General features: G+C 67.0%; 14 protein-coding genes. 6 read left to right on the top strand and 8 right to left on the bottom strand.

Features of this window, described 5'->3' with window-relative positions; genetic code table 11:
• Positions 1-39: 39 nt before the first annotated feature.
• The 4 genes from ACFV8T_RS37700 to ACFV8T_RS37685 form a co-directional block, all read right to left on the bottom strand.
• Positions 40-792, bottom strand: a complete 753-nt coding sequence (locus ACFV8T_RS37700; protein ID WP_385336348.1) for an IS6 family transposase — start codon at positions 790-792, stop codon at positions 40-42.
• Positions 793-1,183: 391 nt separating this feature from the next.
• Positions 1,184-1,690, bottom strand: a complete 507-nt coding sequence (locus ACFV8T_RS37695; RefSeq protein WP_385336347.1) for an RICIN domain-containing protein — start codon at positions 1,688-1,690, stop codon at positions 1,184-1,186.
• Between the two features lie 244 nt (positions 1,691-1,934).
• Positions 1,935-2,444: an RICIN domain-containing protein gene (locus ACFV8T_RS37690; protein ID WP_385336345.1), complete on the bottom strand. Its 510-nt coding sequence runs from the start codon at positions 2,442-2,444 to the stop codon at positions 1,935-1,937.
• 135 nt (positions 2,445-2,579) lie between these two features.
• Entirely contained in the window at positions 2,580-2,729 is a 150-nt protein-coding gene (locus ACFV8T_RS37685; RefSeq protein ID WP_385336343.1) for a Scr1 family TA system antitoxin-like transcriptional regulator, read from the bottom strand.
• Positions 2,730-3,511: 782 nt separating this feature from the next.
• Between ACFV8T_RS37685 and ACFV8T_RS37680 the strand changes: the two genes are divergently transcribed.
• The 4 genes from ACFV8T_RS37680 to ACFV8T_RS37665 are packed head-to-tail and all read left to right on the top strand — an operon-like array spanning position 3,512 to position 8,119.
• Positions 3,512-5,086 carry a Mu transposase C-terminal domain-containing protein gene (locus ACFV8T_RS37680; protein ID WP_385336341.1) on the top strand — a complete coding sequence of 525 codons (1,575 nt, stop codon included), beginning with the start codon at positions 3,512-3,514 and terminating at the stop codon, positions 5,084-5,086.
• Positions 5,083-5,907, top strand: coding sequence for an AAA family ATPase (locus tag ACFV8T_RS37675; protein ID WP_375880080.1), 825 nt, complete (start codon positions 5,083-5,085; stop codon positions 5,905-5,907). Before ACFV8T_RS37680 ends, ACFV8T_RS37675 begins: the two co-directional genes overlap by 4 nt.
• Positions 5,901-6,722, top strand: a complete 822-nt coding sequence (locus tag ACFV8T_RS37670; RefSeq protein ID WP_385336338.1) for an AAA family ATPase — start codon at positions 5,901-5,903, stop codon at positions 6,720-6,722. Before ACFV8T_RS37675 ends, ACFV8T_RS37670 begins: the two co-directional genes overlap by 7 nt.
• The gene (locus ACFV8T_RS37665; RefSeq protein WP_385336336.1) at positions 6,719-8,119 is read left to right on the top strand and encodes a hypothetical protein; all 1,401 of its coding nucleotides are present in this window, start codon (positions 6,719-6,721) and stop codon (positions 8,117-8,119) included. Before ACFV8T_RS37670 ends, ACFV8T_RS37665 begins: the two co-directional genes overlap by 4 nt.
• 344 nt (positions 8,120-8,463) lie before the next feature.
• Here ACFV8T_RS37665 and ACFV8T_RS37660 read toward each other — a convergent pair whose 3' ends face one another.
• The 3 genes from ACFV8T_RS37660 to ACFV8T_RS37650 are packed head-to-tail and all read right to left on the bottom strand — an operon-like array spanning position 8,464 to position 10,466.
• Positions 8,464-9,012, bottom strand: coding sequence for a hypothetical protein (locus ACFV8T_RS37660; RefSeq protein WP_385336334.1), 549 nt, complete (start codon positions 9,010-9,012; stop codon positions 8,464-8,466).
• Positions 9,013-9,027: 15 nt separating this feature from the next.
• Complete coding sequence (locus ACFV8T_RS37655) at positions 9,028-9,528, bottom strand: hypothetical protein (RefSeq protein WP_385336332.1); 501 nt, start codon at positions 9,526-9,528, stop codon at positions 9,028-9,030.
• Entirely contained in the window at positions 9,525-10,466 is a 942-nt protein-coding gene (locus ACFV8T_RS37650) for a DUF6192 family protein (protein WP_385336330.1), read from the bottom strand. The genes ACFV8T_RS37655 and ACFV8T_RS37650 overlap by 4 nt, the downstream gene beginning before the upstream one ends.
• 707 nt (positions 10,467-11,173) lie before the next feature.
• Here ACFV8T_RS37650 and ACFV8T_RS37645 point away from each other — a divergent pair.
• A complete protein-coding gene (locus ACFV8T_RS37645) occupies positions 11,174-11,509 on the top strand; it encodes a hypothetical protein (RefSeq protein WP_385336328.1) in 336 nt (111 codons plus the stop codon).
• Positions 11,510-11,837: 328 nt separating this feature from the next.
• On the opposite strand, the gene ACFV8T_RS37640 is transcribed toward ACFV8T_RS37645, so the two are convergent.
• On the bottom strand, positions 11,838-12,203 hold the full coding sequence (locus ACFV8T_RS37640) for a hypothetical protein (protein WP_385336326.1): 366 nt from the start codon (positions 12,201-12,203) through the stop codon (positions 11,838-11,840).
• A 791-nt stretch (positions 12,204-12,994) separates the two neighbouring features.
• Here ACFV8T_RS37640 and ACFV8T_RS37635 point away from each other — a divergent pair.
• On the top strand, positions 12,995-13,450 hold the full coding sequence (locus ACFV8T_RS37635; protein WP_385336324.1) for a nucleoid-associated protein: 456 nt from the start codon (positions 12,995-12,997) through the stop codon (positions 13,448-13,450).
• Positions 13,451-13,560 lie beyond the last annotated feature (110 nt).

The raw sequence follows: 13,560 nt of genomic DNA, 5'->3' as shown, positions 1-13,560 counted from the left end.
GGGCGTCGGGGCGTGCTGGGGTCGGTTCCGGCTCCGCGCTCAGGCCGTGGCGGGCAGGCCGGCGGTGCCGGTGATCTGCTCCCAGATCGCGAAGCGGACGGTCATTTCGGCGCGATGGTTGGTGGCGGTCATCAGGTGGTGTCGGGGTCGGAAGTGGGTGAGATGCCGCTGCGCGGCCAGGAACCGTTGGGCTCCGCCGACGCTGCGGAAGCCCTTCATGGCGCGTTCTCGTTGCCGGGTTGGCCGGTGGGAGTTCTCGGCCCGGCTGTTGAGGCCCTTGTGGGAGCGGTGCTCGACGGAAGGCATCACCTCGCGGTGGGCGGCCCCGTAACTGCGGGGCTTGTCCGTGACCACCACCCGCGGCACCGAGCGGGCCTTGAGGAGCTTGCGGAAGAAACGCCTGGCCGCGGCCTTGTCGCGTCTGTTCTGCACGAGGATGTCCAGCACGTTGCCGTCCTGGTCCACCGCGCGCCACAGGTACTTCAGCTCACCGTTGATCTTGATGAAGACCTCGTCCAGGTGCCATTTGTCGCCGGGACGGGGACGCCGGCGATGCAGCGCGTTGGCGTAGGCCTGACCGAACTTCAGGTACCACTGCCGGACGGTTTCGTAGGAGACGACCACGCCGCGCTCGAGCATCAGTTCCTCGACCTCCCGGCACGACAGCGGGAACCGGTGGTACAGCCACACGCAGTGGGAGATGACCTCGACCGGGTACCGGTGCCCCCGGTACGACGGTGACACGGACGACACGCGCAGGCCCCTCCCCGATACGACCTCCACGAAGATCATCCCACGCCGGTCAGCCAACGTGACAACGCCCTGTAGAGGCGTGGTCGGGGTGCTGACATCCCCTCTGCGCACCCCCTGCCGCCCGAACTGCCGAAATGGAGAGGGCGGGGGCGGGGCAGGCGGAGCGCTTCGGGGATCGGCGGCGGGCCAGTGCCTTCTCGCGCGTCGGCGGGGCCGCGCGCCGGTGCTCGCACCTCTGGTCTGTTGGGCCGGTCTGGGCTGCTGACGGCAGGTGTGCCGGGTGCGGTGGCTCCGGCCACACCGGGCGCGGCACCATCTACGACCCGTCCCACTCCCGTCATCGTCACAGCGCCCCCTGCCCGGCTTCGGCCGGGGCAGGGGGCTTTCGTCATGCCACTTCGTACCGGTGAGCCTGATCGCCCTGAAGAGGTCAGCGGACTTCGAACGAGTGGGTGTTGTGGTAGTTGGCGGTGCTACAGGCGGTAACTCGGGCGTAGATGGGGGCGCCGGTGGAGCCGGGGTTCAAGCACAGATTGTGGGCCTGGTTCTTGAGCTGATACCGGTTGACCTTGGTGGAGGCCTCCATGCTGAAGATCTGCTCGTCCCAGCGGGGGTCACACGGACGCTGCTGAAGGGCTTCGGTGTTGCCTCCGCCCACAGCGGTGACGCACATGTCGCTGTTGAGATTGCGCAGCAAGAAGGTGCTGCTGGTGACCGGGTCGATTGCCCATTTCTGGGCCAGGTTGTCGGTGTCGGCCTGGTACTGGACCTCCGCGCCGCCGACCGTCGAGTTACCGGCGACGCCGAGGACGAAGCCGGTCTGCCAGTTGCGGACCTTGGTGCCGCTCAGCGGCCCGGTCGCGTCGGCGGTTCCCACCCCGAGTACGGTCGCAGTCAGCATGGCGGCGGCCATGACGCAGGCAGATCGAATGCGCATGAAGGGCTCCTCTACTTCGAATCGATCACACTTCGCGTTCAATTGAACACGTAGCGTTGCGAACGTACTGCATCGACCCGGGGTGCAATCGCCAACGCACCGCGACGATGGAGTCTGCCGACTCGCCCGATCAGGCAGTCCCCAGCAGCGGCAATCACCGCTCATAACAACGCCCTCCGTTCCGGCTGCGGCCGGAACGGAGGGCGGTTTCGTCACGCCGTTCGTATCACTCCGTCCGAAGAGGTCAGCGGACGTCGAACGAGTGGGCCTGGTAGTTGTTGGTGGGGGCGCAGTCGTTCAGGACGGCGATGGTGGGCACGGCGGAGGAGGACAGTTGCTGCATGCACTTGTTGTAGGCCAGGTTGCGCAGCAGGTGCCGGTTGGGCTTGCTGGAGCCCGCCATAGTGAAGGTCTGCTCTTCCCACCGGGGATCGCACGGACGCTGCTGGAGGGCATCCGCGGTGCTGCCGCTCATAGCGGTGACGCACATGTCGCTGTTGAGATTGCGCAGCAGGAAGGTGGTGCTGGTGACCGGGTCAATGGCCCACTTCTGGGCCAAGGCGTCGGTGTCGGTCTGGTACTGGAGCTGGGCAGCGCCGACCGTCGAGTTGCTGGCGACGCCGAGAACGAGACCGCTGGCCCAGGCGCGGACCTCGGCGCCGCTCAGCGGCCCGGTCGCGTCGGCGGTGCCCACCCCGAGTACGGTCGCGCTGAGCGCTGCGGCGACCATGACGCAGGCAGATCGGATGCGCATGAGGGACTCCTCCACTTCAAAGCGGTCACACGTCGTGTCCGATTGATCACGGAATGTATAGCATTGGTTTGGATACCCCCCCCGCCAACGCACCGCAACGATGAGGGTGACTCGGCTCGCCCGATCAGGCAGCCCTCAACTGCGGCAGTCACCGCTCCGCTCTGCGTACCGCAGGAAGATCGCACGCACGTAGTCCGCGGTCTGGAGCATGCCGGGGATGACTGACTCTTCCCATGCGCGGATGACGGTGGACCGGTCGACTTCGAGGTTCAAGCTGTCTTGCACGGAGGGGACTCTCGTGTTTACCGGGCGAGATTGAGTGGGGATCTGTGCCGATTCCAGAAAAGAGCTAGGTCGGTTTTTGACGCACTTTCAAATTCGGAATACTCGGGTTCGCAAATTCCGAATCCAGCTCCTTTCCGGTGCTCAAAGCATTTCATTTCTGATGATGGGTGAGTTCGGGGGAGTGGAATTTTTGAGGGTGTGTGAGGTGTCTCAGGTGGTGCGTACTGAATCCAGATCTCATCTGGAGTCAGGTTTTGACGCACCATCTGAATGGTCGGGAGAGCGGGAGATTCCGAGTTGTCTGGCCGCCGTCCCGCTCTTCACGGTCCGTCACATCTCGTTCCATCGAGTCCACCCCTCCGCCCAGCTAGCTGCCCGCGTTGTGAGGTTCGGGGAGAGGGCTCTGGGGTGTTCGGGTTTGCTTGTCAGTGATGAGGGGTTGTTTTTGTGCTGGTCAGTGGGTGTGTCGGCTGACTGATCTTGGTGGCAGTGTTCCGGATTCGGTGGTGGCGTGATTCCGGATTGGTAGGGGCGTGTTCGTCGGACTTCCTATGTGGCGTGCTCTATAGCGCATGTGTGTCCGGGTAGGGGTGGAACGTGGCGGTGTCACCCGTAGTGGTGATGTGCTGGGCTGCTGCGCGAGGTATCGCCTTTAGCGTTTCTTCCAGCGCTCCTTTCACGCGGTGCGCGCTGTGAACTGGGCTGTGATGGCTTGTCGTTGGAGGGTTGAGGTTGGTCGCCGTGTCGTTATCCGTCTGCTTGCCTCCTGGGTGCGGTGAGCGGTGACCACGCTGGACGATGACGCTTCCGAAGCGGGGCTGGGCCGGCACCGGGATGAGTTGCGGCCTGCTGCGGTCGTTCAGCTGCTGCGGTTACGTGAGGCGGGGGAGTTGACGGCGGCGCATGTGCGGCTGGTCGCTGATGCGGTGGGCGTACACAAGAGGACGGTGTGGCGCTGGCTGGCGCAGGCCGAGCAGATCGGTACGCCGGAGAAGCCGGAACGCCGCCGGTTCCGGATTACTGACGGGATCATCGATGTTCTCGCCGACTACCAGGGCAACGTGAAACGTGCTCACGAGCATCTGGTCCGCGTGGCCAAAGCGGCGGGGGAGAAGCCGCCGGGGTTGACTACGCTGCACGATGCCATCGCCCGTGATCTTGATCCGGGTTTCATGGCGGGCTTACGGGAGGGGATTCCGGCTGCCCGTGGTTTCGACCCTGCTTTCCAGCGGCCGGCGGTGGCCCGTAACCAGGTGTGGGAAGGGGACCACAAGCAGGTCCCGATCACCGTGATGATGCCCGACAAGAAGCTGTCGAAAGTATGGGTGACGTGGTTCGAGGATCGCGGCACCGGCTATGTGATGGGCTGGGCGGTCACCGCGGGTTCCGCGCACCGTGGTTCTGTCCTGGCGGCGGTGCGCGCGTCCGTGCTGCGGGAAGCCCCGTACGGCCCGGCGGGCGGGCTGCCGCACCTGGTGCGCGTGGACGGCGGCGCGGATTTCCTGTCCAAGACTGTCCGGCGCGCGTTCGGGCTGCTGAGCGTGCCGGTGCATCGGGTGAGCAGCCCTCGTCATAAGGGCGGTATCGAGCGGCTGAATCGCACGAGCATGACCCGTTTCTTTGCCGATCTTCCCCGCTACACCCAGGCACCGCGGCTCGATCACCGCCGCCGTGTCGGCGACCAGGATCCGCCCCTGACCTTCGAGGCGTTCGTTGACCTGCTTCGCACGTGGGTCGACGAACGCAACACCGTGCACGTCCTCAAACGCACCCGGATGACGCCGCTTCAGGCGTGGCAGACCGACTTGGCCGAGATCCGTCCCGAGCCCGGCCCGGCCGAACTGCGCGCCCTCATGCTGGAGAGCGACCACAGACCCCGCAAGATCACCAGCCACGGCGTGGAGTTCGCGGGGCGCTGCTACATGCCAGAGAACGGCGTCGGCCGCATCGGGACCGAGGTCCGCGTGCGGTGGATGCCCCACCACCATCACGAGATCGACCTCTACACCTTCCGCTCCAACCGCTACCTCGGCCGGGCCTTCCTCAGTAACGAAGCCGACGAGGCCTTGCGCGAGAAGGTCCTCAGCGACCGTGCGGAGCACAGCGCGGTGCTGCGCCGGGCCCTGAAACGCTCCGGCGAGCGCAGGCGGGAGCGCTACCTGCCCTCGACGCAGCCCGAACTGCCTGTCCGTGCCCTGCGCATGACCGAGCAGGAGGCACGCGCCGAACTCGAAGGCACCACCTCATCCGTGCCGCGGCGCCGGCGGACACAGCCGTACCGGCCCCTGACCCCGCTCCCGTCCACCTGGGCACGCCCCGGCCAGACTCCCGCCCCACCCAAGGACGACGCCTCATGACGACTGCTCCCAAACGTAAGCACATTCCCCGGCGCCGCCAGCCGGCCACAGCCCCGCCCAGCGAAGCGTCCCGGCGCCGCCCCGATCTGAGCCCGCAGTACTTCCTCGGCCTCAAGGACTCCGCACTGGTCGCCACCGACACGCTGCTGCAGATCAAGGACACCGTCATCGACACCGTCGAGTCGCGGGCCATGTCCGTCATCTACGGCGATCCTGGGCTCGGCAAGAGCTTTTCTACCCGCGCCACGATCCAGGAGATGAACCCGGACCTGATCCTCCCGCTGGATTTCGCCCGCTCCCGCCCCGGCCCGAAGGACCTGCGCGAAGAGCTGTTCCACCAGATGAACATCAACTGCAAAATGCCCGGCACGCCGACCGCGTTCGACAAGCTGCTGCGCGAGACCTTGCCCAGGAGTCCGTATGTGATCGTGTGTGATGAGGCCCAGCAGTACCGGCGGGAGAACTTCGAGTTTCTGCGCAAGCTGTGGGACAACTGCGACCCCAAGCCCGCCATCGTGTTCGTCGGCGGCCGCGAGGCCTACGAGACCCTGCAGAGTGACCCGGCGCTGGCCTCCAGGATCTACATCCGCCTGGAGATTCTCGCCATGACCGAGGACGAGATCCTCAAAGCCGTCCCCGACTCCCACCCTGTATGGCGTCAGGCCGACGAGGCGCTGCTCAAGCGGATCGACACCCAGTACGCCCTCGGTTCCTTCCGCGAGTGGGTCAAGGTGACCAAGCACGTCCTGAAGGGCATGGAGTACTTCGGCACCGAGCAGGTCGACGACACCATCGTCGACTGGGCCCTGGCTCGATGCTGACCGTGCCGGCCGTGCGGCCTGAAGCGGCTCTCACACGGTTCTTCCCGCTCGCCGACCAGGCCGCGCCCCAGGAAGTGCACTTTCTCGGCCTGGCCGGAGCCCGCACCGTCGTCACTCCCGGCCTGACGGAAGTTGAGAACGCACTCGCTGACGCTCACGAGCAGCGGCGTTTCCTGTGCGTACTGGGCGATGCCGGAGTCGGGAAGACCTTCGCCGTCCACCACGCCGCCTATACCCGCTTTCCTCAGGCACACGTTCCGCTGCGCCTGGGGGCCAGGCCAAGGCCGGCCGACTTGCGCGTTCACCTGCACCACGTTCTCGGACTTCACGGCGCTCCGCCTGCTGTACCTGCGGTTGCTGACGCTCTCATCCGCCGCGCGCTCGCCGCTGCACCACGCATTGTGGTGGTCGACGAGGCCGACCGGATGCCCGAGGCCTGTTTCGAGTATCTCCGTTTCCTGCACGACGACCTTCCCGACGGTCTCTGCGTGGTCCTGATCGCCGGCCAGCACGGCGAGAAGGCGCTGCGCGCCCAGCAGATGCTTTCCACCCGCACTGCACAGTGGCTGACCATCCACCCGCTCACCCGCGACCAGACTCTCCGCGCAGTCCCCGCCCTGCACCCGCTCTGGCAGACCGCCGCACCTGACCAACTCTGGTTTCTGGACGGCCACTTCGCCCATGGCAGCCTGCGCCGCTGGGCCCTGCTCACCCACCATGTCCAGCGCACCCTGACCGCTGCCGGCGCCCGGCGCCCCGACCCTGACCTGCTGCGGCAGACAGTCGGCCGCATCGACACCTCACGCCGCCCATGACCGCACCCGCCCAGACCGCACTGGCATCAGCCCCGCCCGTCACGCTGCTCCTGGACTCAAGCGACGACCACGCCGTCCACCACGCAGCCCACCAGCGCACTCACCCCAGCAGCGGCTGCATCACCACCGATCCCACCCCGCACACCAACAGCCTCGCCTACCTCGCCCTGGACCTGCTGCGCGCCATGGGACGCGACAGCTTCGCCCGGCCCGACGCCGAGCGGATGTCCACCGACGCAGCGTGGCGCGCAGTGACCTGCTGGACCCTGACCACAGGAATCAAAGAAGCCATCGTGCTGCGCGCCCACCACCTCACACCGGAACGCCTGGGTCGCCTGGCGACCTGGCGCACCGAGACCGGCATCCACCTCATCCTCATCGGCCATACACCCACCCCGGCCGACGAACAACGGCTGAGAGAGCGCCTCATCAACGCCGAACTGGCTGGTCTGCCCGCAGTGCGCGGCACGGACGCCATCGTGAACGCCATCGGCCCACCCGCCACCCGCCGACACCACAGTCCACCACCGCCCGATCACGTCCACCCGTTGCCTGACTTGCCCCGCAGCGACGCTGCCACCTTCCTCCCCGAGTGCCGGCGCAGCTTGAACAAGGCCGACTTCGCCCATGCCGACGGCCAGTACCAGGCCGGCTATGCCGCCGCCCGCACCTGGCTCGCCCGCTCCGCATCAGTTTCCACGCCCCCGGCCGAGAACACCGGCCCGGACGAGACCACCGCCTGGCAGGACATGGAGGGCCTGCGTCTTTTCCTGGCCCGGCTGACCGTCTCGAGCCCCAGCCCCCAGCACACACTCGCCCGCGTCCGCGGAGCCCAGGCCGGATTCCTCAGCCGGGCGCTCCTGCTGGACATCCCCGACAATCTTGCCGAGCGCGGCGGACCCGGCATCACCACTGTGCCAATCACCCCACGCGTGGCGCACACCCTTGCCACCCACCTGCCCAATCCGCTGCGTGCCGCTGCGGTGGCCGCCCTGCTGTTCACCGGCACCGCCCCATCATTGCTGGCCATGACCCAGATCGCCAGCGTCGACGAGAACGCCACCCGTCTGGCCATCGACCGCGACTCAAGGGTCCACATCGGCATGCCGCCCGGCCCGCGGCACATGTACGCCATCCCGCCCCGCGCCCGCCCTCTGTTCACAGCCGCCCTCCAGTTCCGCCGCCGCACCCCGCGCACCGCGGATCACCTTGGGCTGTTCGCCAACTGCTTCGGCACCCCTGACCGCTTCGACTGCCTCATCCGTGACGCAGGCCTCGACATTCCCACCGCCCGGCACCTGCACCCGGAAGAGGACTGGCACACAGCCGCCCATTGCAGACACCTCGACATCCCCGCCCCAGCCACTCTGGACCGCTTGCCCAGCACACACCCGTGACCGGCACAGAGCGGCGATCAACTACACGTCGTGCACACCCCAGTCACGTGCTGCTGCCGCCGCGCGGGCCGGAACAGCCAACCGCCCGAGCGGACACCGCAGCCCGCCCCAGACTGAACCGCCCCGCCCGGAAACGCGCAGCTTGTCATGGCCCACCACCCAAGCCTGTTACCAGCCGACCACGCTGCGATGCTCTCCCGGGGCCGACCCGTTCATGGACAGGTTCAGCGACCTCGGGTTCGAGGATGCCTTTGGCTTCGTCGACGATGAGTCCGAGATGCCGTTTGAGCATCCGCACGGCCGCGGTCTTCTTTGCCTACCGGCACCTCGCCCGCCTCCCGCGCTCACGCATGGGTACGTGTGGGGGAGCAGCGGGTGCGGTGGCGTCGGGGGATGAGGTTGTCGATGTCTGTGGTGGCCGCGGTCAGTGACTGGGCGGCGGTGTCGAGGCAGGCGTTGATCGCGGTGGGGCTGGCGCCGGTACGGGTGAGCCGGTCGGCGTCGATGAGGCCGGCGGCGGCGAGTGCGGAGTCGCCGGCGGCACGGGACAGGGGGCTGGAGTCGTCATCGAGTGTGGCTTCGATGGCACTGCGGACCAGGCGGAGGCTGAGTAGCCGCAGACGAGTCTCGTCGGCTGGTGAGGCGGTGGCCGAGCAGTAGCCGGCCAGAAGCCGGGTGAGTCCGCGTGGCGGTTCTTGTGCGGGGTCTGCGCGCTGGGCGGCGTCGAGTTCGGTTTTGGCGAGCAGCACGCCGAGAAGCAGGGCGGTGTCGGTGCGTTTGGGTCCGTCCGGTCGCTGTCGCGGGTCCAGTTTCGGGGCAGCGCCGAGGTCGGTCAGCACGCGGTAGAGGGTGCGCGCGCTGGCCGGGCGACGTGCGGGGGGACGTCCCGTCATGGACACTCCCGGGCGTCAGGTGCCCGCGGTGGTGCGGCGCCGCCGTTTCGGCTTGGCCGGCCGGGTTGGCTTGGGCATGGCGAGGGTGGCCTTCTTCATCCGGTCGTAGGTGCGGGTCATGTGGGCGATCTCGTCCTGGAACATGGCCAGGACCTCGTAGTTGTTCACTTCCTCGCCGAGAGGGTTGATGGCGCCGGACAGCAGGCGGCGCAGTTCGGTGTTGATGCGGCGCATCCGCAAGGCGGCGTACTCGGAGATTTTCGCGGGGTCGATCGTGATCATGTAGCCGCTGCGGTAGGACAGGAACGCCTTCCCTTTCTCCATGGTGATGTGGTCGCGGATGTAGCCCTTGGCCCGTTCGAACTGCCCGTCGGTGGCGTGGATGCGGCCGGTGATCTCCTCACGGGGGAGCATCACGTCCTCACCCTTCTCCTCGCACAGTCTCCAGGCGAGTTCGGCCAGGTGCTGGGTGGGGACCGGGGCCGCCCGCGGGGCGCCGGTGGCTGTGCGGGTCATACCTGGTCATCCCCTTCGGACAGGATGCGCGCCAGTTCCTCGTCCATGCTCTTGTCTCCGGTGGACAGCGCGGAATCGCACCAGTCGAGCGCCGCCCGGATCCGCCGGTGGTTGTCCAGCACCGCCTGCACCTCACGCTCGGTGAACTCCGCCACGTGCAGGCCTGGGATCATCCGCTGAAGATCGACCAGGAACGCCGTGCCACTGCCGATCAGCTCCAGCACCTCACTGGAAGCCCGCTGGTAGTCCACCGCGGGCTCGCGGCGGTGAACCTGCCGGACTTCCGCCACCTCGGCCTCGTCATCGGCCTCGACTTCGTGCGCGGCGGCGAACCTGGCAGCGGCAGCCTGCTGACGCTGTTCATGGTGGGCCCGGTACAGGATGCGCTGGTTCGACGGGCTGGACATCACCCGCTGCGCGACGTCGGGGCGGCGGATCATCTCCTCGACCGCTTTGCTGGCGCTCTCGTTCTCCCGCATAAGGGTCCGGACCCGGTCCAGCTTCTCTTCCTTGGTCAGCGGCCGGTGGGGAAGGCGCCCTGCCCGGCTGAGGGCGAGGTCTTCCGTCCAGCGCTCCTTGCCCTCCGGTGGCTGGCGGATGATCTCGAACCGGTCGGGCAGAGCGTCGAGCGCGGAGTGCACCGTCCACGGGACACCCGGGACCCTCTTGTCCGGCGGCCAGGCCATGGCGACGTGCCGACACTTCACCAGAGTGTTGACGTTGCTTCCGATCTCATCCGCGAAGCGGTCCAGTACCCGGAAGACCCCCTGGTTCACTCCCCGTCCCTTGGGCCTGATCATCTTCAGCGTCAGATCGCCCAACCGGAACTGGATCGAAGAGTCTTCCCCGATCATGTCGCGTCCCTGCTTGATATAGCGGGCCCACTGCCGGTCGGTGAACTGCTGGGGGAAGGGGCTGATGAGCTTTGTCTTGGCCACAGCGCCTCCTGCGACGCGCACCCGAGGGGAATCGCGACGTGAGTATCTGGCCCCCCACCTCCACTGCCATCAACACTACACCTGCATATGTCCTTAATTGCCCCAAAAGGGATGCCTGGTGGAGGAGTGGTGGCCCGGTGGTCTCAGTCAGCAGGAGTCTCTGGTTCGGCTGGTGACCTTTTCGTCAGGTCCATCCAACTCCCAGTTTCCGTAGCACGTCCAGTTACTCCTGGGTGAGCTTGTCCGCCTCGATTTGGTGCTCGAGACCCACGCGCCCGGTTTCACGACTGCCGGCTCTGTCTCGCCCTTCTCGATACGGTGATGAGCCCCGTGTGGTCTTGAGCACCCCTGCCGCTTCAACAGCTACTCGGCTTCGCAGGGCAGGCCGTAGAGGGACACAGACCCCGGCGCACCATTAAAGTTCAGCCACCGCTCCCGGTACCCCCGCCATGGCCTATGCACGCTCCGTTGCGATGAGCGGCACGATTGTTGGCGCGTGACACGGACAGGCCCGTAACAGGCTCGCCCTGTCCCGGGCCAGGTGATGTCGCACAGACGTATGCCGCGAGACGGGGCTGGTTCCGCTCGAAGTGGACGCCGATGTACTTGCGGCTGTCGGCCTTCTCCTTGGCCGCGGCGCTCAGGCTCGGGAAGGAGCCGACGTCCCTGAGGACCTCATCGAACTGGGCGGGCCCGGAATCACCACCGTGCCGATCACCCCGCGCGTGGCCCACGTCCTGGCCACGCACCTGCCCAATCCGCTGCGCGCCGCCGCAGCGGCCGCCCTGCTGTTCACCGGCACCGGCCAGTCCTTGCTGTCCATGACCCAGATCGCCAGCGTCGACGAGCACGCCACCCGCCTGGCCATCGACCGCGACTCGCGGATCTACATCGGCATGCCGCCCGGCCCGCAGCACATGTACGCCGTCCCGCCCCGCGCCCGCCCCCTGCGCTCGCCTTCCGCCGCCGTACCCCGCGTACCACCGACCGCCTCGGACTGTTCGCCGGCTGTTTCGGCACCCCTATTCGCTTCGACAACCTGATTCGCGATGCCGGCCTCGACATCCCGGCCGTCAGACACCCGCACCCCGCAGAGACTGGCACGCCGCCGCCCGCTGCTGACGCCTGCCCGCCACCACCGCCGACTGAGAAAGCCAGTTCACCCAGCGTTCGACCAGCTGTCAGAGGATGAAGACGAGGCGTGCGCGTGTGAGCCACGCTGCACCCGTCGCTTCCTGGCCGTCACCAGCGCATGCTCAACTGAACAAGGGCGGTGCTGTCCACGAGCGGCTCTCTTCCGGAGTCAAGGAGACACGTTCCGCGGGCTGCTCTGTGAGCGGCGCGCCCCGCCGGGTCCCCCTCCATGGTCGTCTATGCGGATGCTGCTGACTGGCTGGTGCCGTCTGGGCTCGGGTGCGGCAGCGCTCCTGGTGGCGGTTCCGGTGGTGGTTGCGGAACGGCTGTGGAGGCTGCGGCCTGACGATAGTTGATGATGGCTTGGATTCTCTTTTCCGGGTCTGCTATCTGATCGAGCGTGGCTGCGAATTTCTCATCGACGAGATTTCCTTTTCGCTGGCGGTTGTGGTCGAGGACCAGACTGGTGAGGGGGACGGCGAGGTACGCGGCGATGACGATCGCGCCGACGGCCCACCAGGGTGCGCCGCCCAGGGCACCGGCGAGGACAGCGGGTAGTCCGGCCAGGAAGCCGGCGATGGGGCCGGGGGAGGACGAGTTCATCGCGTAGATGCCCTTCCAGCACGTGACGGCTGGGCCGCCTCATGCCTGAACGAGCCGCTGCAGAGCGACTGGGACGGAGTGAGGCGGCACAGGTGCGCCGTGTGAGGGCATGCCGAGGGCCGACGCCGCGCTGAGGCGGGTCGGTGGTGTTTTACGGCAGGCCTGCTAGCACCCTTGGGGACCAGTCCGTTGGTCCCGCGGGGTGATTCAAAAGCTTGGTTCGGCGGTTCTTGCGGAGGAGCTTTTCTTCGGCTTTTTGGGCAGGGTGGGCTACACGCTGTAGCTAACAAAAAGAATGCTGATAAAGCCCTTAAGCCAATTCATTTAGCCTCTTCCGCGCCGCCTTTCTCGTACTCGCCGGCCGCGTGCATCCTCTTGCGGGCACGCCAGACCTGCTCGCCAGTATCGGTCATCGAAGCGCCGTCTGGGGCCTGTTCGGGCAGATCGTGCAGAAGTCCTGCGCGACCGCGCCCGGCTGAAGCGACCGGCCTGCCAGGGCCGTCCCTACGACTGGCGCTCTGAGCGAGGGAGTAGACCCCGCGCCCCGCTCACCGTCGCAGTTCGGCCACCGCCACAGGCAGCCCAGCCGTAGCCCCTGCACGCCCCGTTACGATGAGCAACACAGTTTTTGGCATGTGACACGGACAAGCAGGCTTGCGCCCTCTGCCGGGTTGGGTGCCAGGCAATACAGCACAGCGCGTGTCACGGACAGGGACCAACCACTGCCCGGACCACGCCTGGACAGCAGCGTCCGGCCTCGGGGGTGCGGGCGGGGATGCGTGGGTGGGGAAGTGCGTACCGACTTCGGGGACCTCGTCATTGACCAGGCCATCGTCCATGCAGTGCCTCAGCGCACCAAAGACCAGGATCCCGTTCCGCTCAAGCTCAGCGAGACAGCCTGCAGGCTTGACGACGGCGGGCGCACGGCGCTGCAGGGGAAGCTCCGTGACGTTCTGGACCGCCTGGGCCGCGAGGTCGTAGAAGACCCTGAACTCAAGTCCGGCCTGCCCGACGCTGTCCGGTCGTTCCTCAGCGGTGAGCAGGATCTGGTGGAAGTCTCCGGGGAGCTGGCCCATGCGCTGCGCGACAGCCAGAACGGAACCAGCTCATCTGGCCTCCTTCTGGTGGCCGCCGCCCGTCTCGACAACCGGAACGCGTTGCTGATGGTCAAGCTGGAACACGAGACCGGTATGCAGGCCAACGAGATCGTGGCCGGCGGACTGCGCACCTTCGACATGCAGTATTGAGGTGACCCCCGGAGCGTGGACACGGGGTTCATGCGGCGAGTGAGAGTTTAGCTGTCTTGTGGTGCTGCTGTTCGAACTCCATCGGGGACAGGTAGGAGAGTGCGCTGTGC

The organism is Streptomyces sp. NPDC059832, from assembly GCF_042731715.1.
Lineage (GTDB): Bacteria > Actinomycetota > Actinomycetes > Streptomycetales > Streptomycetaceae > Streptomyces.
This window is presented reverse-complemented; position numbering and strand designations above follow the sequence as displayed.